Origin of the sequence: Catellatospora sp. IY07-71, from assembly GCF_018326265.1 — a bacterium.
Taxonomy (GTDB): Bacteria; Actinomycetota; Actinomycetes; order Mycobacteriales; family Micromonosporaceae; genus Catellatospora.
The window spans coordinates 5,215,859-5,235,680 of the sequence record NZ_AP023360.1 but is presented as its reverse complement, the minus strand read 5'-3'; the positions used below and the strand labels follow the sequence as shown (position 1 = coordinate 5,235,680).

The 19,822-nt window shown below is 70.7% G+C and carries 21 protein-coding genes; 15 read left to right on the top strand and 6 right to left on the bottom strand.

Annotated elements, in window-relative coordinates; genetic code table 11:
• Nucleotides 1-205 precede the first annotated feature (205 nt).
• From CS0771_RS23175 to CS0771_RS23150, 6 genes are read left to right on the top strand one after another with little or no spacing between them, the layout of a single operon-like run.
• A complete protein-coding gene (locus CS0771_RS23175) occupies nucleotides 206-595 on the top strand; it encodes an STAS domain-containing protein (RefSeq protein WP_212842959.1) in 390 nt (129 codons plus the stop codon).
• Nucleotides 592-1,980 carry a trehalose-6-phosphate synthase gene (locus CS0771_RS23170; RefSeq protein ID WP_212842958.1) on the top strand — a complete coding sequence of 463 codons (1,389 nt, stop codon included), beginning with the start codon at nucleotides 592-594 and terminating at the stop codon, nucleotides 1,978-1,980. Before CS0771_RS23175 ends, CS0771_RS23170 begins: the two co-directional genes overlap by 4 nt.
• Nucleotides 1,977-2,972 (top strand): ADP-ribosylglycohydrolase family protein, encoded by a 996-nt coding sequence (locus CS0771_RS23165; RefSeq protein WP_212842957.1) that lies wholly within the window; start codon nucleotides 1,977-1,979, stop codon nucleotides 2,970-2,972. Before CS0771_RS23170 ends, CS0771_RS23165 begins: the two co-directional genes overlap by 4 nt.
• Complete coding sequence (locus CS0771_RS23160; RefSeq protein WP_212842956.1) at nucleotides 2,969-3,391, top strand: STAS domain-containing protein; 423 nt, start codon at nucleotides 2,969-2,971, stop codon at nucleotides 3,389-3,391. Before CS0771_RS23165 ends, CS0771_RS23160 begins: the two co-directional genes overlap by 4 nt.
• Nucleotides 3,388-3,798 (top strand): STAS domain-containing protein, encoded by a 411-nt coding sequence (locus CS0771_RS23155; protein ID WP_212842955.1) that lies wholly within the window; start codon nucleotides 3,388-3,390, stop codon nucleotides 3,796-3,798. The genes CS0771_RS23160 and CS0771_RS23155 overlap by 4 nt, the downstream gene beginning before the upstream one ends.
• A gap of 27 nt (nucleotides 3,799-3,825) precedes the next feature.
• Nucleotides 3,826-5,280, top strand: a complete 1,455-nt coding sequence (locus CS0771_RS23150; RefSeq protein WP_212842954.1) for a trehalose-6-phosphate synthase — start codon at nucleotides 3,826-3,828, stop codon at nucleotides 5,278-5,280.
• Nucleotides 5,281-5,330: 50 nt separating this feature from the next.
• Here CS0771_RS23150 and CS0771_RS23145 read toward each other — a convergent pair whose 3' ends face one another.
• From CS0771_RS23145 to CS0771_RS23135, 3 genes are all read right to left on the bottom strand, one after another.
• Nucleotides 5,331-5,648 carry a lipid asymmetry maintenance protein MlaB gene (locus tag CS0771_RS23145; protein ID WP_212842953.1) on the bottom strand — a complete coding sequence of 106 codons (318 nt, stop codon included), beginning with the start codon at nucleotides 5,646-5,648 and terminating at the stop codon, nucleotides 5,331-5,333.
• Nucleotides 5,645-6,604 (bottom strand): ADP-ribosylglycohydrolase family protein, encoded by a 960-nt coding sequence (locus CS0771_RS23140; RefSeq protein ID WP_212842952.1) that lies wholly within the window; start codon nucleotides 6,602-6,604, stop codon nucleotides 5,645-5,647. Before CS0771_RS23140 ends, CS0771_RS23145 begins: the two co-directional genes overlap by 4 nt.
• Nucleotides 6,605-6,941: 337 nt before the next feature.
• The gene (locus CS0771_RS23135) at nucleotides 6,942-7,424 is read right to left on the bottom strand and encodes a nitroreductase family deazaflavin-dependent oxidoreductase (RefSeq protein WP_212842951.1); all 483 of its coding nucleotides are present in this window, start codon (nucleotides 7,422-7,424) and stop codon (nucleotides 6,942-6,944) included.
• Nucleotides 7,425-7,710: 286 nt separating this feature from the next.
• On the opposite strand from CS0771_RS23135, the gene CS0771_RS23130 reads away from it, so the two are divergent.
• Nucleotides 7,711-8,286 carry a TlpA disulfide reductase family protein gene (locus CS0771_RS23130; protein ID WP_212842950.1) on the top strand — a complete coding sequence of 192 codons (576 nt, stop codon included), beginning with the start codon at nucleotides 7,711-7,713 and terminating at the stop codon, nucleotides 8,284-8,286.
• A gap of 2 nt (nucleotides 8,287-8,288) precedes the next feature.
• Nucleotides 8,289-9,179, top strand: coding sequence for a cytochrome c biogenesis CcdA family protein (locus CS0771_RS23125; RefSeq protein WP_212842949.1), 891 nt, complete (start codon nucleotides 8,289-8,291; stop codon nucleotides 9,177-9,179).
• A 207-nt stretch (nucleotides 9,180-9,386) separates the two neighbouring features.
• On the opposite strand, the gene CS0771_RS39295 is transcribed toward CS0771_RS23125, so the two are convergent.
• Entirely contained in the window at nucleotides 9,387-9,521 is a 135-nt protein-coding gene (locus CS0771_RS39295; protein ID WP_256442830.1) for a hypothetical protein, read from the bottom strand.
• Nucleotides 9,522-9,971: 450 nt separating this feature from the next.
• Between CS0771_RS39295 and CS0771_RS38920 the strand changes: the two genes are divergently transcribed.
• From CS0771_RS38920 to CS0771_RS23105, 4 genes are all read left to right on the top strand, one after another.
• On the top strand, nucleotides 9,972-10,352 hold the full coding sequence (locus CS0771_RS38920; RefSeq protein WP_244870968.1) for a helix-turn-helix domain-containing protein: 381 nt from the start codon (nucleotides 9,972-9,974) through the stop codon (nucleotides 10,350-10,352).
• A 341-nt stretch (nucleotides 10,353-10,693) separates the two neighbouring features.
• Nucleotides 10,694-11,518 carry a potassium channel family protein gene (locus CS0771_RS23115; RefSeq protein ID WP_244870967.1) on the top strand — a complete coding sequence of 275 codons (825 nt, stop codon included), beginning with the start codon at nucleotides 10,694-10,696 and terminating at the stop codon, nucleotides 11,516-11,518.
• A gap of 196 nt (nucleotides 11,519-11,714) precedes the next feature.
• Nucleotides 11,715-12,950: a sodium:proton antiporter gene (locus CS0771_RS23110; RefSeq protein ID WP_212842948.1), complete on the top strand. Its 1,236-nt coding sequence runs from the start codon at nucleotides 11,715-11,717 to the stop codon at nucleotides 12,948-12,950.
• 49 nt (nucleotides 12,951-12,999) lie between these two features.
• Nucleotides 13,000-13,554 carry a DUF3592 domain-containing protein gene (locus CS0771_RS23105; RefSeq protein ID WP_371821452.1) on the top strand — a complete coding sequence of 185 codons (555 nt, stop codon included), beginning with the start codon at nucleotides 13,000-13,002 and terminating at the stop codon, nucleotides 13,552-13,554.
• A gap of 17 nt (nucleotides 13,555-13,571) precedes the next feature.
• On the opposite strand, the gene CS0771_RS23100 is transcribed toward CS0771_RS23105, so the two are convergent.
• Entirely contained in the window at nucleotides 13,572-13,742 is a 171-nt protein-coding gene (locus tag CS0771_RS23100; protein WP_212842946.1) for a hypothetical protein, read from the bottom strand.
• Nucleotides 13,743-14,454: 712 nt separating this feature from the next.
• On the opposite strand from CS0771_RS23100, the gene CS0771_RS39700 reads away from it, so the two are divergent.
• Entirely contained in the window at nucleotides 14,455-14,748 is a 294-nt protein-coding gene (locus CS0771_RS39700; protein WP_212845991.1) for a dsRBD fold-containing protein, read from the top strand.
• 407 nt (nucleotides 14,749-15,155) lie between these two features.
• Complete coding sequence (locus CS0771_RS23090) at nucleotides 15,156-17,291, top strand: hypothetical protein (protein ID WP_212842945.1); 2,136 nt, start codon at nucleotides 15,156-15,158, stop codon at nucleotides 17,289-17,291.
• Between the two features lie 230 nt (nucleotides 17,292-17,521).
• Here the strand turns inward: CS0771_RS23090 and CS0771_RS23085 are convergent, their stop codons facing one another.
• On the bottom strand, nucleotides 17,522-18,436 hold the full coding sequence (locus CS0771_RS23085; protein ID WP_212842944.1) for a sulfotransferase domain-containing protein: 915 nt from the start codon (nucleotides 18,434-18,436) through the stop codon (nucleotides 17,522-17,524).
• A 397-nt stretch (nucleotides 18,437-18,833) separates the two neighbouring features.
• Between CS0771_RS23085 and CS0771_RS23080 the strand changes: the two genes are divergently transcribed.
• Nucleotides 18,834-19,715, top strand: coding sequence for an alpha/beta hydrolase (locus tag CS0771_RS23080; RefSeq protein WP_212842943.1), 882 nt, complete (start codon nucleotides 18,834-18,836; stop codon nucleotides 19,713-19,715).
• Nucleotides 19,716-19,822: the final 107 nt, after the last annotated feature.

Sequence of the window (19,822 nt, the reverse complement as noted above, 5' to 3'; positions counted from 1 at the left end):
AGATTGTGCCGCGGCGAGCAACGCGTAACTTTCGAGCCTGCGCCGGGTCAGCCTCCGCCAGCGACTGCCGTCTACGGCCGTGACACGCCTGCGACCTGCGGTGATGCGCACCGATGCGGGTGCCTTTGTCACACAACTGTCATGGGTTTGCGTGGTGATCGCTGTACCGGCTGGCAAGGGTGGGCTGCATCAGCAAGGGAGGTTGATGGTGGACGAACCGAGCCGCGCGTCGCAGACGACGCAGATGGTGCCGCTTGTCGAGGTGCAGGTCTGCGGCGACCTCGACGCGAGTTCCGCTCCGGGCGTCAACGACGTACTGTCGGAGGCGCTCGCCTTGCACCCGCGGCAGTTGGTCATCGACCTGGCCCGGTGCGACGTCATCGATGCCGCCGGGATCCTGCTGCTACTGGACGCGCACCGCCGCGCCATCCGCGACGGCGGCATGGTCGCGTTGCGTTCGCCCTCGGCCAGAGCCCGCCGCAACCTGAAGCTGGCGAAAGTCGACCGGGTGTTGCAGGTCATCTCCCCCGACGGTGACCTGACCCTCGGCATCTCCCCTGACAGCGACTTCGCAGTCGGCGAGGTGACCCGATGAGTGACACCGGCCGATACCAGCTGATCATGGCGGCCGACCGTGTTCCGCCGGCTGATCCCGACGAGTGCATCGACCATGTCGACGCCGGACTTTCCACGCTACGGCCCTACACCGACCTGCAGAGCGGGACCTGGCTGGCCGCCGACACCGGCCAGGCGGATACCGGCGATGCCGCGCAAGCGGCGGCGCAGCTGCGGTCGCTGTGCCACCACCAGCCGGCCGCCTTCGCCGAGGACTGGTTCGACGACTACCTGGCCGTCAACCGGCGGCTGGCCGCCACAGCCACGTGCCTTGCCGCCGAGCAGGCGGTCATGTGGGTACACGGGCACCGGCTGCAGCTGCTGCCCGGCATCATGCGGCGGCTGCGACCCGACCTGGGCACCGTGTTGCAGCTGCACAGCACGTTCCCTCCCGCGGAGCTGTTCGTGCGGCTGCCCGAGCACCGTGAGCTGCTGTCCGGGTTGCTGGGCGCCGACGTCGTCGTGCTTCCCCACCGGCGTGCGGCTGTCAACCTGCTCGATCTGGCCGGGCGGGTGCACGGGCTGCCGGTGCGCGACGGACAGATCGCCGTCGGCAACCGCCGGGTGCGGGTGCTGGCCTACCCCATGCCCGCCGACTCGGCGGGCATGCGACGCCTGGCCCGGTCCGCGCCGGTGCGGGCCCGCGCCCAGCAGATCCGCACCGCGCTACGGGTGGCCGGTCCGGTGCTGCTGTCGGTGGCCGGCTGGGACCCCGCCGAAGCGGTCGAGCAGCGGCTGGCCGCGTTCGACCGGTTCCTGGCCGAGCACCGCCCGGCCCCTTCCACCGTCGCGCTGCTACACGTCGGATGCGGCGAGCCGCAGACACCGGCCGAGCACGAGCAGCGCGAACGCGTCGACCGGCTCATCGCGAAGATCAACGGAACGTACGCCGAGATCGGCCAGCCGGTCGTGCACTATCTGCGGGCCACCCCGGACCGGCGGGAGCTGGCATCGCTTTATCTTGCCTGCGACGCGGTCCTGGCCACCCCCGATCATCACGGCACGGCGGCGCACGCGCACGAGTTCGTCGCCGCGCACGGCGGCGCCCCGGTCGTGGTCAGCGAGCTCACCTGCGACGGCGCGGACCTGCCGGGTGCGGTCGTGGTCAACCCGCACGACACCTCGGCGTTCTGCGCCGCGATAGCCCGGGTGGCCGGTATCAGCGGACCGGTGCCCGTCGCCGGGGCCGCTGCAGCGGCGCCAGCGCCGGAGGCCTGGGCCCGGCGGCTGATGGCCGTCGTCCGCGCCCGTGCCGCTGCCCCCGCCCAGCCCGCCCGCCGCCGCCAGCCCACCGCGGCGGGCACGACCCGCCCTGCCGGGCATCCGGCCGCGCACGACAACCCAAGGAAGATCGACGCAAGGTGACATTCCCGCTCAACCAGCAGCAGCAGCTGCGACGTGTGCACGGCTGCCTGCTGGTGGCCGCGTGCGCCGACCTGATCGCCGCACCGCTCAACGGGCGTACCGTGCCCGACCCGGCGCAGATGGAGGTGATCCTGCGCGCCTCACCGCGCCAGCTGCAGCCCAGCCCGGCCGCGTTGCAGATGACGGTGCTCGCCGAGCATCTGGCCGCTCACGACGGCCGGATCAACGACGACGGCCTGGCCTCGGAGCTGGCTAAACAGTGGCCGGCTGACCGGCCGGATCTGGCCGGCACCGGCACTGCCCGGGTGCTGGGTGCGGTCGCCGCAGGCACCCGCTGGTGGCAGGTCGCCCCCAAGGTCCACCACGGCGCCGGCAGCTTCGGCAGCGTAGCCGCGGTCCGTGCGTGCGCCGCCGGCCTGGTGCCAGGTGTGGGTGCCGCCGCCGCAGCAGCACTGGGCCGGCGGTCTGCCGGGATAACGCACACCCATCTGCTGGCCCGCGACGGGGCGGCGGCGACCGCCGCCGCGGTGGCGCTGGCCGTGCGCAGCCAGCCCGGCGCGCCCGCCGACAAGTACCGGTTCCTGTCGGCGGTGGCCGCGCAGATGCGCACGAACGAGTTCCGTTCCGCGCTGCGCACGGTCCAGACGCTGGTCCGGCATCGCAGCGCCCCCGCGGAGACCGCCGCGACGCTGGGCGCCGACCGCACAGCCCTGCGCAGCGTGCCAGCCGCGCTGACCGCGTTCTTACGCCACCCGGACGAGCCCACCGCCGCCATCCGGTACGCCCTGATGATGGGCGGGCAGACCCAGACCACCGCCACGATCGTCGGCGCGATCATCGGCGCCCGCCACCCCGAACACACCCTGGCCATGCCGTGGCGGCCCGACGTCGTACGGCTGCTGCGCCTGCGCGCCGCCGCGGCCGATCTGTCGGCGGCCGTCGCCCGCGGCAACAGGCCGACCGCCGGACACCATGATGAGGAGGTGTCATGAGCGACGACCTCGCGCTGCGCATGGCAGGCCGGCAGCGGCAGCTGCGCGTCACCGCCGTCGGCGGCCTGCACGCCGACACCGCCCACCGGCTGCCGAAGGTCGTGCTCGGTCTCCTGCGCCAGTACGCGCCGACAGCGGTGCTCCTCGACCTCGGGGCCGTCACCCGCATCGACGCCGTCGGCATCGCGGCGCTCATGCTGTGCCAGAAGGCCGCCGAACGCCACGGCTGCGCGTTCCGCCTCGACGCATGCTCCCCCGCTGTCCGGTCGGCGCTGCGCAACCACCACGCCCGTCACCTGGTCCCTGAACCGCCGCGCCACCACGCGATGCCGCTGCGGCGCCTGCGCACCGGCACCGTGTGCCCCGGCCGGGCCCGGCCGCCACGATTCACCGGCCATGACCTCGGCGGCCGACGGTGACGAGCGAGCGTCTGCACCTGCGTCTAGGAGCCACCGCAGCCGGCCTGCGGCTGGTCGCCAGCGGACCGCTGAACGCCGAAACCGCACGCCAGCTCGGACAGGCCATCAGCCTGGCGCTGCACCGACTACGCGCCCAGCGGCTCACCCTGGACCTCGCGGCCGTCGACACCGTCGACGCCGCCGGTGTCGCGGCACTGATCCGGGGCCGGGTCGAAGCCGGCCGCTGCGACGTCGTGCTGACCATCACCGACCCCTCCCCTGCCCTCCTGCACGCGATGCGGCAACACGCGCCCGCATCTCCATCAATCGGTGCCGGGCTGGTGACAGCTCGGCTTCCGACGCGCGCCCGTCGCCGCCTGCCCTGCCTGCGTTCACTTCGGCACCGCCGACTCGATCCGATGCGGTGAACAACCCCGTCAGGAGGCACCACACCGATGACATCCGACCACGACCCCGCCACTGCCAGCGTCGGCAGTGCCCGCTACGACCTGCTCGTGCTGGCCAACCGGCTGCCCGTCGACCGCGTCACCGATCCAGCAGGCGGCGACCGGTGGCAGCGCAGCCCGGGCGGCCTGGTCACCGCCCTGCACCCGATCATGCAGCAGCACGCCGGTGCGTGGATCGGCTGGCACGGCCAGCCGGGTCCGGCGCCGGCCCCGTTCACCCACGACGGCATCCACCTGCACCCCGTCGAGCTGTCCGAGCATGACGTCGACGGCTACTACGAGGGCCAGTCCAACGCCACCATCTGGCCGCTCTACCACGACGCCGTCGAACAGCCGGTCTTCGACCGCGGCTGGCGGCGCAGCTACCACACTGTCAACGAACGCTTCGCGGCAACCGCCGCACGACTGGCCGCCCCCGGAGCACTGGTCTGGGTACACGACTACCACCTACAACTGGTCCCCGGCATGCTCCGCCGGCTGCGTCCCGACCTGCGCATCGGGTTCTTCCTGCACATCCCGTTCCCGCCGGTCGAGCTGTTCTGCCAGATGCCGCTACGCGACGAGATCATGCGCGGGCTGCTCGGCGCCGACCTCGTCGGCTTCCAGCACCCCCACGGAACCCGCAACTTCCAGCAGCTGGCCGTGGATCTGCTAGGGGCGAAACTCACCGGCGACGTGATCGAGCACGGTGAGGGGACCACCACCGCGGCGACGTTCCCGATCTCCATCGACGTCGCCACACAGCAGCGGCTGGCCGACGACCCGCAGGTACGGACGCGAGCGACCGAGATACGCCGCGAGCTTGGCGACCCGGCGACGCTGATCCTCGGCGTGGACCGGCTCGACTACACCAAAGGCATCGAACACCGCCTGGCCGCATTCGGGGAGCTGCTGAACGAGGGCCGCCTGGACCCTGCGCAGACGGTGATGGTGCAGGTCGCCGTGCCCAGCCGCCAGCGCATCGACCACTATCAGGCGTTACGGGAGCGGGTCGAGCGGACGGTCAGCCGCATCAACGGCGTCCACGCCGGCATCGGGCGGCTGTGCGTGCACTACCTGCACCAGTCCTACGACCGCGCGGAGCTGGCGGCGCTGTACCTGGCCGCCGATGTGATGGCGGTGACGCCGCTGCGCGACGGCATGAACCTGGTCGCCAAAGAGTACGTCGCCACCCGCGCCGACGGCACCGGCGCGCTGGTGCTCAGCGAATTCGCCGGAGCCGCCGCCGAGCTGCGCCAGGCCTGGACCGTCAACCCCCACGACCTCGACCAGCTCAAGGACGCCATCGTTGCCGCCGCCCACGCCACACCCGACGAGCAGATCGCCCGCATGCAGCCGATGCGGGCCCACCTGCGCCGCCACGACGTCAACCGGTGGGCGGCGGACTTCCTCAGCAGGCTCGACCGCCCCGTAGTGCAGGGCCAGGCGGAAGCCGCTGCCTGAACACGACCGGCGCAGCCGAGCGATGACAGGCTCGTGCGGCATTCGCCAGTTCACAACGACTTCGCGTTTGTCCCCAGCATCGCCCTAAGCCGGTCCGGGGCGCCCGACAACGAGAACGCCAGCCCGCGTCGCTCAGCTTCGGCCCGGCACGCCTGCACCGCCGCAGCGCCTACATCGTCGATGGCGGTGACCTCGGATGCCGCGACGTCGCAGACCGCGGCACCGTGGCGGCGCATCGCTTCTCGTGCCGCGTCGACCAGCCGGTGGGCGTTCACCGCGTCCAGTGGCCCGGCCAGCGTCAGCCGCAGACGGTGGGCCGCCACGGTGACGGTGACCCGCAGGTATGACGGTGGTGGAACTGATGTCACGCCGGGGCCGCCACGGCCGCGAGCGCCCGGGCAGCGCTGCGCGCTCGGGCGTCGTCGGCGGGCGTGCGCCAGGAGCGGGGGGTGAGCAGCTGCGGCGAGCGGGCACCGGCCAGCGCCGCGGCGATCACGGGGATGGCGCGGTTACCCGCGGCCAGCTGCAGCGCGAACGACAGCGCAGCGTCCGGCTCCTCCGGATGACGCAAGTAGGCCGCCAGCGCAGCCGGAACCGTGCGCAGTGCGGTATCGGCGTTGCCGACGGTCCCGACGACCTCGGCCGGGCCGGCCCGGTGCCGTACCAGCGCCCGGACGATGTTCAGGCAGCTGCGCAGCTCCGGACCGCGGACCTGCCCGGCGACGATGTCCAGGAACCGGTTGGCGTCCAGGCGCCGCGCCGGATAGCCGTAGCCCGCCAATGCCACAGCGACCGCGGTCGCCGCCGCGGCGTCCAGCGCCAGCGGGTGGGTGTGAGTCACTGCCGCAGCCCGGCGGGCCAGAGCCGCTACGGCCCCTACTCCGGCACCGGGCAGCAGACCGATGGCTATGGCCCGCACCGCTGCGCCGTTGCCGTAGGAACCCTGGCCACCGTGCAACGCAGGAGCGGTCTCCCACCACGGACGCCCGGCACGAACCTCGACCAGGACACAAGCCGCCCCGTCGATAGCGCCGCTTTCCGGCTGCCATGCGCTGGCCAGGTCGACGGCCAGGTCGTCTTCGTCGAGCTGGCCGCCGTGCGCGGCGAGGTGCTCGGCCACCACGAATGGCAGACCTGTCCCTGCGGGAACAGCCACGGATGCGGCCGGCAGCCGCATGATGCTGTCGACCTTTTCCGGTTCGGGAAGCCTCGCGGCGCCGAGCTGGACGGCGAAACGCTCAGCGCAAGCCGATAGCAGCAGGCCGCGGTGGATGACGTCATGCCATGAGGTGGCGACCGGCGTCGTCGACGGTGAGGTGATCACGGGCGGTCCTCTCGGCGTAGGTGCGATCCGGGAAGCATCCGCGCTGCTCATAGCAGTGATCACGCGATTTCATGACAGTTGCGTGACAAGGCGTGCGGTGACTTGTCGGGCACCGGTGGCCGTGGTGCCGGGCGGCTGTGCCGGGCACCACGGCGGCGAGCCCGACTTCCTGAACGGGATCAGTCAGTTCAACTCGGCGAGGCGCATATCGTCGTGGTTCGCGGTATGACGTTCCGGTGACAACTGGTCGCAGGATCGGCAGGCGTGCTGCACATGGCGTGTCTTGACACGAAGTGGTGCCCCGGCGGACGTCGCTGGTGAGGTGGGAGACCGGCCGTCATCTTCCGGCGGTCCGGAAATCCAGACGCAGCATGTGCAGCTGGCGGCCCATCGCCAGGTAGTCGGCATCGCTGCCGTCGACCGTGAACCCCATGACTCGAGCAAGCCCTCGCGCGGCTCGTGGATGGCGGCGTGCGTAGGCCAGCATGGCTTGGGCGGCCTGTTCGGCCTGCATCGGCACTGCGGTGACCGCTGTGACGCGCCCGCCGTGGACGACCGACGCGGCGGGCTGCGCCACCAGGTTGCGGTACCAGTCTGACCCGGGCCCGAACCCGGCAGCGACGGTGAGCGACTCGGCGGACTGGTCGACGACCTCGACCACCGTCTGCCGTGGTCGGCCGGTACGCCGTCCCGTGTGGTTGATCAGCACGAATCTGCTGCCGAGCAGGCGACCGAGGCGCAGCCGGTACAGCAGGATCGGGGCGCGTAGCAGCGCGCGTCGCAGGCCGGTGGGTTTGCCGGGGGAAGCACCGGTGTTCACGCGCTCGATCCTGGCACATACGTGGCGACGGTCGGTGTGAGGTGACGCGGCCCGACCGGGGAGGTGCGGGCCGCGTCGGCTGTGCGGGCGCCGAGCCGGACGATGCAGCCACCCGCAGGCCTCGTCCACACCAACTCCCGCCGCGGCAGCGCGGTAATGCCGCCGATCATGACGATCGCATGACATCCGACGCATGCACTGCCTCGCCCGTAAGGCAGTCGTAAGGATCGTCCGCATCGGCAAGCCGGTAGCCTGCGTGAAACATCACCCTGGGGAGCCATCGATCATGAAGCACCAGACCGTCCGGCTCGCGACCGCGGCTGCACTTGTCGCAGCGCTGGGCGCCTGCGGCGAACCCGCCGCGCCGCAGGCGCCTGCGGTACAGAGCCCCTCGGCCGCGCTGCAGCCCTCCGTGTCAGCCTCTCCAGCGCAGGCCAGCATGTCGCCTGCAACCGTGCCGCAATCTTTGCGGTTCACCGCCACGACCGTGGACGGCAAGCCGTTCGACGCGGCGGCGCTCGCGGGCAAACCTGTGGTGCTGTGGTTCTGGGCGGCGTGGTGCCCGCGCTGCCGCGCCAAAGCCGCCGATGTCGTCGCCGTGCAACGCGCGCACGGCGATGCCGTCCACGTGGTCGGGGTCGCAGGTCTGGGCAGCGGCAAGGACGCGATGCGCCGCTTCGCCGCCGACACCGGCATCACCGCCTTCGCCAATCTCGACGACGACCGCGGCGAGGTGTGGCGGCGCTTCGACGTCACCGCGCAGGAGTACTTCGTCGTCATCGACCGCGACGGCAAGGTGGTCCACCGCGGCGGGCTCAGCGGCGACCAGCTGCGCGAACGTGTCGCCGCCCTGGCCGGCTGAGCGTGGACACCGCGTCGTACTCGCTGGCGTTGTCGGCGGGGCTGCTGGCCGCGGTGAACCCGTGCGGGTTCGCAATGCTGCCGGCGTACGTGTCGCTGCTGGTCACCGCCGAACATGACGGGCGCAGCCCGCGGTGGCCGACGCGGCTGGGCCGGGCGTTGGCGCTGACGGCGGCGATGACGGCCGGATTCGTCACCGTGTTCGGGTTCTTCGGGCTGCTGGCCGCGCCCGCCGCCGATTGGATCGCCACCCGCCTGCCCTGGGTCACCGTGGCCATCGGCCTGATCCTGGTGGCGCTGGGAGGCTGGCTGGCCGCCGGTCGGCAGCTGCCCTCACCGCTGCCGAAACCGGGCACGGGGCCGCGGCTTCGGCAGCGGTTCTGGCCGATGTACCTGTTCGGGATGTCGTTCGCGGTCGCGTCGCTGGGCTGCACGATCGGACCGTTCCTCGCGGTGGTGGTCACGGCGTTCACCACCGGGTCGGCCGCTTCGGGCGCCGGGCTGTTCGTCGCGTACGCGATCGGGATGGCGCTGGTCGTCGGGGCGATCGCCGTGGCCGTGGCCGCCGCCCAGCAGGCCGCGATCCGGTGGCTGCGCCGATCCGGATCGGTCGTGTCCCGCCTCGGCGGCGTCCTGATGATCGCCGCCGGGGCATACGTCGCGTGGTACGGCTGGTACGAGATCCGCCTCTACCGCGGCCGGGCAGCCGCCGACCCGGTCGTCGACACCGCCGCAGCTGTGCAGGAGTGGCTCGCGCAGGCGTTGAGCACTGCCGGGCCTGCGGCCATCGCCGTCACCGGCACCGCGCTCGCGCTATCGGTAACGGCCGCCGTGTGGTGGCGCCGCGGCCGGGCCGGCGAACGCACCGCCCGAGGCACCAGCCCCGACGCCTAACGCGTCCCCGGCGGGCCGACGCCGCTCCCAGCTGAGACGTTCGGTCATTTCGCCGCCATGCGCAGTTCTGCAGTGCCTGCCTCGTGCCGGGCCGATCCGCGGTCGGGCCCGTGGACCACGAACGACCCGCCGATCGCCCATGCGCGGCGGCGGGTCTCGACGAGCAGGATGGCGCCTTTGGTGTCGACGGTGCGGCACCGCCTAAGATCAACGACCAGCTGACGCGGCCGCAGCCGCACCGCCCTCGCCTATCACCCGTTCCGCCTCCTCGACGGAGCCGGCATCCAGGTCGCCCTGGATGACCACCTCGACCACGGGCACCTGCCACCGTGCTACCAGCACCGGACCGCCTTGAGGAACCACATGCCACCTCCGTCTGGCCCAGCGTGCGCGCGCAACAGGGGCAGGTGCCGATCGCGCGCGACGATGCTCGGCCGTTCGCTCAGCAAAGCAGATCACAGGCGACCTATCTTGCCGAGCGGCCGCGTGCTTGCCGGCTCGACTTTCACGGAAATGTCATGAGGTCGGCTGACCTGCCGGATCGTATCGCTGTTCGCCGCCGTCCACCGAGGTCCCGATGACATCACCGATGGCACCGCCGCCCACCCGGTGCACGACGCACTCGACGAACTCCTCGCCCGAGCCGTCGCCGCCACACCACACGAAGGGTTGCTAACTGCTGGTAGTTGATTGAGCTTTGGTGTGCTCCAGTGTTCGTTGGTGTACTCGGGCGAGGGTGGTGCCTGGTGGGTCGTGGCGAGAGTTGTCGTACCCGGTGTCTAGCCTGGCCGCATGTCCGATGTGGCTGGTGGAGTGGTGGTGCAGGCGTATCGTTTCGCCCTGGACCCGACTCCGGCCCAGGACCGTGACCTGCATCGGCATGCCGGTGCAGGGCGGTTCGCGTTCAACTGGGCCCTGGCTGCGGCGGCCCTGGTTCCAGCCCGTCTGGCAGGCCACCACGCCGGCGCAGGCGCTCGACGCGTACGCCGACGTCTGCGTGCTGATCGGCCAGCGCGCCGCGGCGGTGTTCGAGATCGTGCGCCGCGCCGCCGACGAATCCCCCGAGGTCGCCGCACTCTGGCAGACCGTGCAGTCCAACCGGCGCGCCGGAGCCCGGATGGTCATCGCACACGCCGCCGCACTCGGCCCGCTCACACCGGACTACACGGATGATCAGGCCGTTGACCTGATGTGGCTACTCAACGACCCTGCCCACTACGCGGCACTGGTTGACGAATCAGGGTGGCCCGCCGCCTACCGCGACTGGCTGGCCAACGCCATGCGCGACATACTGCTACCCCGCTGGCGACCTTCCTAGTCCGGTCTCGCCGAGCACCCGACGGCGCCCCTGACGCGCTGAACCGATTCGTATGACCGGATCCGGCCGTCGCGGCAGTCGATCTACCGGCCGTTCATGACGATCTCATGACAGATCAGCTCATGAACCTCGCCGACCAGGGCAATCGGCCCAGACCGGCCTTGCCGTGCGCGGCCTGCGGCGGCACGCTCACCCGGTGAGTCTGCGCAGTGAACACGCGGTGCGGCGGTGGGAGCAGCACACCGCCGCACCGCTGACCGCGCTGGCCGTCGTCTTCCTGGCCGCCTACGCCGTGCCGATCCTGTGGCCCGCCCTGCCTACTTCGCTGGACCGCCTGTGCCGGGTCGCCGACTTCGGCATCTGGGCGATGTTCGGCGTCGACTACGCAGCCCGGGTGCTGCTGTCGCCACGGCGCTGGCGGTTCGTCCGTCAGAACGTGTTCGACCTCGCCGTACTCGTCTTGCCGATGATCCGGCCGCTGCGGGTGCTGCGCCTGCTCGCGGCGTTGACCAACCTGAACCGGCGGGCGGAGCAGTGGACCCGCGGCAGGCTCGCCGTGTACGTCGCCGGAGCCACGACGACCGTCGTCGCCGTGGCCGCGCTGGCGATCCTCGACGCCGAACGCCGACATCCCGGCACGAACATCGACACCTACCCCGACGCGCTGTGGTGGGCGGTGGTCACCATCACCACCGTCGGGTACGGCGACCACTACCCCGTCACCATGACCGGCCAGCTGGTCGCGCTCGTCCTCATGATCAGCGGCATCGGCCTGATCGGTTTCGTGACCGGGTCACTGGCCAGCTGGATCGTCGAGCGGATCGCGATCGCCGAGAACACCACCCGCGACGCCACCAAGGACGACATCGCGCAGGTGCTCACCGAGCTCGGCATGCTCAGACAAGAGGTCGCGCAACTTCGCGAGCAGGTCGCAGGACACGACGAACCGGCGCCGGAACCGTCGGTGGCCGAGCAGCACTTACCTCGGCAGGTGCCAGCACCGGGCGCGGCAACACCATGACCCTGACCACCATCGTCAAGAAGCCCGCGATGGCCCGCGTCTGCCGGTTCATCGCACCGCAGGCGCGGCTTGTCCGCTGCGGCTCCTGTCACGCCACCCGTGCACTTGCGCTCTACTCGTGCGGCGGCGGCACCCGCAAAACGGTTCGGCTCCGACCCGCCGCACTTGGCAGTACCCCGACTTTCAGGAGTACGAGATGTTGCTGCTGTGCTTCGCTGCTGTGCTGCTGGCGGCAGTGCTGCTGTCCAGCCTGGCCCACCGCACGATCCTGTCAACCGCGGTGCTGTTCCTTATCGCCGGATTCGCCCTCGGACCCGGCGCCCTCGGGGTGCTGGACCTCACCGCCGACTCCCCGATCGTCGCGACGCTGGCCGAGCTCGCCCTGTTCGCGGTGCTGTTCACCGACGGCATGCGCGTCGGCTGGGCCGACCTGCGCACCGCCTGGAAACTACCCGGCCGCGCCCTGGGCTGGGGCCTGCCCCTCACCCTGCTGATCACCGCGCTGCTGGCCCACTACATCGCTGGCCTCGCGTGGCCCCAGGCGCTGCTGGTCGGCGCGATCCTCGCCCCCACCGACCCCGTCTTCGCCGCAGCCCTGGTCGGCAACGACAAGGTCCCCGCCCGGCTACGCCACCTACTCAACGTCGAGTCAGGCGTCAACGACGGCCTGGCCCTGCCGTTCGTCATCCTGTTCCTCGCCGTCGCCGCCGGCTCCGACGACCTACACCTGCCCGAACTCGGCACCGAACTCGCCCTTGGCGTCGCCATCGGCGTCGCGGTGCCCTGGCTGGCCCTGTGGCTGGAACGCCGCCGGTTCTTCTCCGCCTCCACCCAGTACGAACCGCTCAACGCCATCGCCATCGGCCTGCTCGTGCTCGCCCTGGGCTACGCCACCCACGCCAACCTGTTCCTGGCCGCGTTCGCCGCCGGCATCACCGTGGCCACCTTCGGCCCCCGCCAGCGCGAGGCGTTCGAACACTTCGGCGAGCTGATCTCCGAGCTGCTGAAACTCGCCGCGCTGCTGGTCTTCGGCGCGCTCATCTCCGTGCAGTTCCTCAGCGAGATCTCCTGGACGGGATGGGCATTCGCCGTGCTGGCCCTGATCGCCGCCCGGCCGATCGCGCTGTGGCTGTCTTTCCTGCGCTCCGGGCTGTCGCTGCGTGAGCAGGCCGCCGCGATGTGGTTCGGGCCCAAAGGCTTCGCCTCGGTCGTGTACGGCCTGCTCGTGCTCGAAGCCGCCATCCCCGGCGCCGACGACGTCTTCCACCTCGTCGCCCTCACCATCGTGCTGTCGATCCTGGCCCACTCCTCCACCGACATCCTCGTCGCCCGCATCTTCGAACGCGCCGGCGGCGGCTGGCGTGGCGCCCTGAAAGCGATGACCGGGCCCGCGGAGTCCGATCCGGCGCCGGTGACGGCGGAGCGGCCATGATCACGAGCCGCGCCACCGGGCCGGTCGTGGGCGCGGCCGATCCCGCACGATGTGTGGCGCGGTTGAACCACGGTCGCAGAATGTCGTGATGACACGACGTCGGCGGTCCCACCGTGCGCGGCCGCACAGCCGCTGGCATCCGGGCTTCTGGCTTCGGCACCCGCTGCTCAGCCTCGTCCTCAACATTGCCGTGGCCTGTGTGTTCGTCCTCATGGCTGAGGCGAGCAGGTATCAGACACGCCGGCTCGACGAGCATGGAGTGCGTGCTCCGGCAGTCGTGGTGAAGGTAGACAGCAGGGGGCGGGACTCCTCCGTGACCGTGCTGTTCACCACGGCGGACGGGCGCCGCGTCACCACGGAGGTCCATGACTACTACTGGCGTCCCCGACCTGAGGTCGGCGACACTCCCACGGTCGTCTACGACCCGCAGGCTCCCGCCACGATCGTGCGTGACGCGAGGATGGGCGGTGACCACGTGCTGCCGCTGCTGATGTTCGTCCTCGCCGGCGCGCTCGGCATCGGCGGCTCGGCCATGCTGGTGCGCTCCTGGTTGATGTGGCGCGACAACGCCGAAGCGTGGCGTACGGACCGCCACTTCGCCTGATACACCCCTCGATCACCTCATCGGAGGGTGAGCGGCGTTTCCGATGCGAGCTGGGTCAGCTTCTCAGAGTTGCGTACGTAGTACAGGCCGGTGATGCGGTCGTTGCCGACGTCGGCCGCCAGGATGCCGTCGATCTCGCCGTCCAGGCGCACGAGCAGCGCCGGCCGGCGATTTGCACGCCCGCCCATGGAAGGGCGCCGCCTCGCCCACGCCAACCTCGCGTCAGGTGCAGGTGCGCTTCCATCTAGGCCAACGGCTCGCGCCATCGTGCGCGCCCGCCCGCTGGTTAGCGGCGGCCCCGGCACAGTATGCCCACGGACCGTGCCGGACGATGGGTCCTTCATGACGTCGACAGCTCGAATGGCCGACGGCGAACGGCGGCGTTCCACGAACCCTACCGACAGGACCAGGTGATGGTCGCCGAGTCAGGCCGGGCGTGAGTCCCTCCGTCACGACGCGCCAAATATGGCCGCAGCGGCATCGCAAGCGCGCGCCGCCCTCAGCACCCCGGGTGCCTGAGGGCGGCGCGGCGATCTAGCTCGCCGACATCTCCTCCTGCAGCGTGCGTACCTCCTCGGCCAGTTCTCGTATCTCGGAGCCTTCTCGCACGTTGAAGAGTTCAGAGTCGCCGCCGTGAGGGGTTGCGGCGGTCCAAACTCGGCCGGTGGGACTGCTCGAGGGGTGCAGTCCCACCGGCGCGCTCCCTCGCACGAGCCTCGTCCGCTCCCGTTGAAGAGGAAACGGCTTCGGCCCGGCAGGTCAGCCTCTGCAGTGTCCTGCGGGTGATGGCGAGTTCGGCCAGCTCGGTCTGGGCCAGGGCAAGGTTGGCGGTGGGCTTGGCGATCTTGCCCGCGCAGCACGTCGGCCGCCGCGGTCGCGGCGACTTTCACGTTCGGCGATCTGATCCAGCATCGGCTGCGCCGCACAGGACGGCAGCCCGCCGCACACCGTCCGCGGGGAAGGCGACCAACGGGAACCGCTGCTCTTCCCGGACCGGAACCCATCTGCCTTCCCACCCGTCCCGGCCACTCCCCCGTCAAGCACTGGACCGTCGACATCGACATCACGGAGGACCCCGACCAGCGACACACCGACGCACGGGCCGCCTTGGCTGCCGGTACGCCGATGTCGCTGTCCGGCGACGGCACGGCGCTGCGCTCGGCAGGCGACGACATCACTCCCCAGCCGACGTAGCGCTGCCTGCTGCGGGGTCCTCGGCATCAGCCGCCGGGCCACGACCAAGGCCTACCCACCACCGTCGGACACCAGCCAGCCCGTGACGGCGGAAATCAGGTGCCGTGGCATTCACCCCTCAGGTGGCAGCCGCGAAAGTTCGCGGCTGGTGTATGTGCATGCATCAGTGTCTACGTAGCCGCAGCCGTAGGGGCCTGCCCGCACCGCGGCGACTGGCTCCTCCGATGCTGTCCTCGGCCGTCAAGTCGGCTCGAACACCGCGACCGCATCCTGGTCCGTACGCAGCATCGGTCTCGTCTTTCGGTTACCACGTCCGTGTGCTCGACTGAGGTGCCCGGACCAGCGCATCTCGTAGCGTCGATACGGCGGAGCCGGAGACCGTCAGGCGTACGGGAGGAGATGCGGACATGGGCAGCAAGCGGCTACTGGCAGCAGTCGTCGCCGTCGTGGTCCTGGCCGGGGGCGCAGCAGGCGCCTGGTGGTGGACCCACCGCGACACGACGGCGCCGATCAGCGACCCCGCCCCGCACGTCACCGGCGACGGCACCCGCGTCGGTCCTGAGGGCGGCACCGTCCAGGTCGGCGGCGTCGAGATGCAGATACCGGCTGGTGCCGTAGCCGACGGCAGCCACATCACCGTGCTGCCCGTCGCCGCCATCGGTGAGCACGGCGGCGAACTGTTCGGCCAGCCGGTAGGCGTCGAACACGGCCAGCCGCTGCGCGAGCCGGTCACCGTGCGGTGGAACGTGCCGCAGCTGTCGGCGCGGCAGCGGGCATCGGCCGTGCTCACCCGATGGGATGCCGACCTGCGCATGTGGAAGGTCTCCGACGCCCGCCTCGCCGTCGACGGAGACTTCCTCGTGGCGACGCTGCAGGACTTCTCATTCTGGGACTGGGCCGCCTCGGCCAGCCAGTGGACCGGCGAGCTGCTCGGCAAACGCGTCGACGCGCCTGTGTGCAGCGGCAAGCCGCTGGCGGCGTGGGTGCGTGGAGTCGTCGACCCGGACGAGGACCTGTCAGCGGCGGCGCTGCGGGTCTGCTTCGAACCCGACCGCGATGAGATCGTCACCGCCCGGGTGGCCAACAACCGCACCTTCACCCAGCGCCTGCGTCTCAAGCCCGACCACGCGGCGTGGGCGTGGACGTGGGCCGGGCGGGAGGAGTTCGGCCCGAAGGCGGTCATTTACCGCACCGCCCACGACGTGTTCGACTCCGACAGCTCGTTCCTGCTGCCGCCGCTGACCGAGGTCGCCGTGGGCATCGGCCGCCCGGACTCCCCCGGCTCGGTGATGCAGACCGGCACCGGGACCGTCGACGCCGTCACCGTGCTGGTCGACGTCACCGCGTACATCTTCGACCAGCTTCCGGCCGGTGGCAGCGACAACCCTGTGATCAACGCCATGCTTCAGGCGCTGTATGAATGCGGTGGCAAGGAGCTGCTCAACCGGCCGAAGGCCGACCCCGAGACGATCGTCCGTGCCGTCGTCGACGCCGTCGGCTCCTGCGCCACGGAGATCGTCGACCCGGCCAGCGAATTCGGCGCCCGCTTCGAGGCCCTCGAACAGCACGCGATCCGCGCCCACCCCGGCACCACCGCACAACTGGTCGCCCGCGGGGACCGCCTGGTCCACCAGCTCGCCCAGGCCTACGCCGTACTCAAGTACGCCGACCTGCTATTTTACCTGTCCGACCAGCTCGCCGACACGCTCGTCGGGCCGCTGGCCTTCAGCGTGCGCGGCGATGGGCGGCCGCAGCAGCTCGGCGTGTGGAAGCCCTCCTGCCAGGACGTCGACGTCGACAGCGGCCGGATCTACCGCAACCTCGCCCTGCAGGACACGTTCGCCGACAAGAACCTCGAGCTTTGGCAGTTCGATCAGTGGCAGCCTGCGGCACGCTCGGCCGTCAAGCCGCTGGACGCCTGCGCTGACGAGTACCTGATCAAGCTCGCCGACTTCCTGCCCGGCGACTGGGGCGATCCGAAGGCGGCCAGGGTCGTCGCCGACGAGGTCCGCGCCCTGTCGGGGTATCCGGCGATCCCGGGCGCCGGCGGGCTGCGCCGGCTGGAACTGTGCGCGGCCGCATGCGCGGTCACGGGAACCGTGTACTTCGAGCACCCGGCGTACGGCCGCAGCGTCCTGATCACCACGATGCCCACGCAGGTCGGTGCCTCCGACGCGTTCATCACCGTGATCGGCGCCGACGGGAAGGTCCGCTGGCGCCACCGCGCCGGGGCCTGGTACCGGCTAGCGCCCGCCGATCCCGCCATCGACGGCACCGGGCACCTGTTCCTCAACTACGACCCCGGCCGCTACAACGGTGTGATCATTCTGCGTCCCAGCCCGCAGGGGTTCGACACCTTCGACACGCTGCCCCCGCCCGGCGAGTACGCCCAGCGGTTCTACAGCGCCTCGCTGACCGACGCCGACCGCGACGGACGCTACGAAGTCGACTCGGCGATCAACGACTGCAACCCCGACTGCGCCGGCGGCACCATCAAACACACGATCTACCGCTGGAACGGAAGCGGCTACACCGCGCACTGAACCCGCTTCATCGACGATGATCTGAACACGCCGACCATCTCCGGATGGGTGCCTCGGTGACGTGCCGTGCATCGCCGAACCGCCCGAGGTAGCCGGCCATGGCACGACAGGTCGCGATGACCTGAACAGGTGTTTGCTCGAACACCTGTCGCCGCCCTACACGCTGCACCGCCCGCGGGAATGTCCCTTCTTCCCGACGCCAACGGGTTCGTACCGGTGGACCTTCGGCGTCAGCGTGTCCGGTCCAGTCGGTGACCCGGGTAGCCGTAGCGCTGCATCAGCGGCAGGGTCAACGCCGTGGTGGCCAGCCGTGCGGTGACCGGCAGCTCGTCGCGCCAAGTCTCGTCGGCGCGAATCTCCACCGTGCCGGAGCGGAAGCGGCCAGGATTGCCGGACACGGTGTGGTTCGGCACCAGCTCAACGGTCCGGTCGTCGCGGAACGGGCTCGACGCCGGAGCGACACCGACGAACCGCAGCAGCTCGTCGACCACGCCCCGGGGGTCGGCGGTGAAGTCCTCGTAGCGCTGCAGGCGGTAGCGGCCCGGAAACGCCAGCGACGTCCACTCCGTCAGGCCGTTCCACGACACCCATTTCATCGCGCTGTCGTAAGGGCGGTGCTCGAGCATCACGTCGGGGGCGGAGCTGTCCAGCTGCTTCTTGCGGCGCCGCCACGAGTACGCGACCGCACGGGGGTCACGCACCACCTGCAGCAGGTACGGCGTGATGTCGGCGGGCTGACGCGCCACCACCGCGGCGCCCGAGGGCAGTTTCGACGAGTCGATGACGAGCTCCGCGCCGGTCACCTCGGCGATCGCCCGGTACAGCCGGGTGAAGACCCCCACCAGAGGGTGCCCCTGCCGCAGCAGGCGCGGCGCATGCCGGGCACGAGCCGTGTCACGCTGCCACTTCTTGATCTGACGTGGGTCGGGAATGTCGTCGCCGAACGCGCACCGCAACACGTCGCGCCACAGGCCGCAGGCGCGCACCGGCTGCCCGCACCCGCAGCTGCGCCCGCCGAGCAAGCCCCGCTCGAACAGGAACCACAGCTCCCCTGCGGTGAACACGCCAGGATGAGAGCCGAGGACATTGTCGATGATCGTGGTGCCGCTACGTCCCCATCCGGCCAGGTAGAGCACTTTCACCATCGGACGAGAATGCCTCGCAAATGTCAGAACACCGCCAAGATCTCGTTTGACAATTCTGTGACAATCGCGGATCCGCCACCTTGCGAGCACGCCGGGCTACTCACGGTCATAGTCGCGACGAACCAGAGCCGTTGGCACCGAAGACCCGCAGCCGGTCTGCCGCTCAGCGGCAGTCATGCGCCCCCGCGTGTGCCGGACCCGGTGCGGCCCCATGTTCGCCTGCCAGTACCGGCCGATCGAAGCGGTCCTGCTCGGCGGGCGGCTAACTGGCGATTCTGCCGACGCGACAGAGCAGCGCAGCGTTCGAGACTCGCGGTCATCGGTCAACATCGGTGCCACCGGCGACCCCTCCCCGCACGACCGCCAGCACCGCCCACCCCCGAAGGAGTTGCGCACGATGACCGTTCTCATCCCACTGCGCCGACGCCTGGCCAGGCTGGCCTACACCACCGCCCTCACCATCGGCATGGTCTCCACGAGCATCGCGGGCGCCGCCCCGGCCGCATACGCCGACCAGATCGGGCAGAACCCGACCTCACTGAACATCACCGGCAACGGCAGCTTCGCCACCACCTCGGCGAGCATCTCCTCGCTGGTGTCCGGGTTCGGCGGCGGCCGGGTGTACTACCCGACCGCCACCGGCACCTACCCGCTGATCGCCATCTCCCCCGGCTACACCGCCACCTGGTCCAGCATCAGCTGGCTGGGCCCGCGCCTGGCGTCGTGGGGCTTCGTCGTCGTCGGCATCGAGACCAACACCCTGCTCGACCAGCCCGCCAGCCGCGGCCAGCAGCTGCTCGCCGCGCTGAACTGGGCGGTCAGCTCCTCGGCGCCCAGCGCCGTACGCTCACGCGCCGACACCCAACGCTGGGGAGTCGCCGGGCACTCCATGGGCGGCGGCGGCACCCTGGAAGCGCTCGCCGCCGACACCTCCGGCCGGGTCAAGGTCGGCGTCCCGATCGCCCCGTGGAACCTCGACAAGACCTGGTCCGGTATCACCGAGCCCGTCGCCATCGTCGGCGGGCAGACCGACGCCATCGCCGGGGTCTCCACCCACTCAATCCCGTTCTACAACAGCTTGTCCGGCCCGAAGGCCTACCTGGAGCTGCAGGGCGAGGGCCACTTCTTCCCGCAGACCACCGACAGCGAGCTGTCCAAGATGATCGTCTCCTGGTTCAAGCGCTTCCTCAGCCAGGACACCCGCTTCAGCTCGTTCGTCTGCTTCAGCACTTTCGGTGACCTGCAGGTCTCCGACTTCCGCAACAACGTCGGCTGCTGATCTGCCTGCGCAGGTGTGGCCGTGCCGAGCAGTTTCGGTACGGCCACACCTGCGCGCTCGTCGGTGCGTTTGTCGGCCGAGACGACCGACGAGTGGACCGAACAGAG

Bases quoted from the DNA above. Each gene is read 5' to 3' on its own strand.
- CS0771_RS23150 (WP_212842954.1), top strand. From the start codon at position 3,826: ATGACATCCGACCACGACCCCGCCACTGCCAGCGTCGGCAGTGCCCGC.
- CS0771_RS23080 (WP_212842943.1), top strand. From the start codon at position 18,834: ATGACCGTTCTCATCCCACTGCGCCGACGCCTGGCCAGGCTGGCCTAC.
- CS0771_RS23105 (WP_371821452.1), top strand. From the start codon at position 13,000: ATGTGTGGCGCGGTTGAACCACGGTCGCAGAATGTCGTGATGACACGA.
- CS0771_RS23110 (WP_212842948.1), top strand. From the start codon at position 11,715: ATGTTGCTGCTGTGCTTCGCTGCTGTGCTGCTGGCGGCAGTGCTGCTG.
- CS0771_RS23170 (WP_212842958.1), top strand. From the start codon at position 592: ATGAGTGACACCGGCCGATACCAGCTGATCATGGCGGCCGACCGTGTT.
- CS0771_RS23130 (WP_212842950.1), top strand. From the start codon at position 7,711: ATGAAGCACCAGACCGTCCGGCTCGCGACCGCGGCTGCACTTGTCGCA.
- CS0771_RS23160 (WP_212842956.1), top strand. From the start codon at position 2,969: ATGAGCGACGACCTCGCGCTGCGCATGGCAGGCCGGCAGCGGCAGCTG.
- CS0771_RS23085 (WP_212842944.1), bottom strand. From the start codon at position 18,436: ATGGTGAAAGTGCTCTACCTGGCCGGATGGGGACGTAGCGGCACCACG.
- CS0771_RS38920 (WP_244870968.1), top strand. From the start codon at position 9,972: ATGTCCGATGTGGCTGGTGGAGTGGTGGTGCAGGCGTATCGTTTCGCC.
- CS0771_RS23090 (WP_212842945.1), top strand. From the start codon at position 15,156: ATGGGCAGCAAGCGGCTACTGGCAGCAGTCGTCGCCGTCGTGGTCCTG.
- CS0771_RS23175 (WP_212842959.1), top strand. From the start codon at position 206: ATGGTGGACGAACCGAGCCGCGCGTCGCAGACGACGCAGATGGTGCCG.
- CS0771_RS23100 (WP_212842946.1), bottom strand. From the start codon at position 13,742: ATGGGCGGGCGTGCAAATCGCCGGCCGGCGCTGCTCGTGCGCCTGGAC.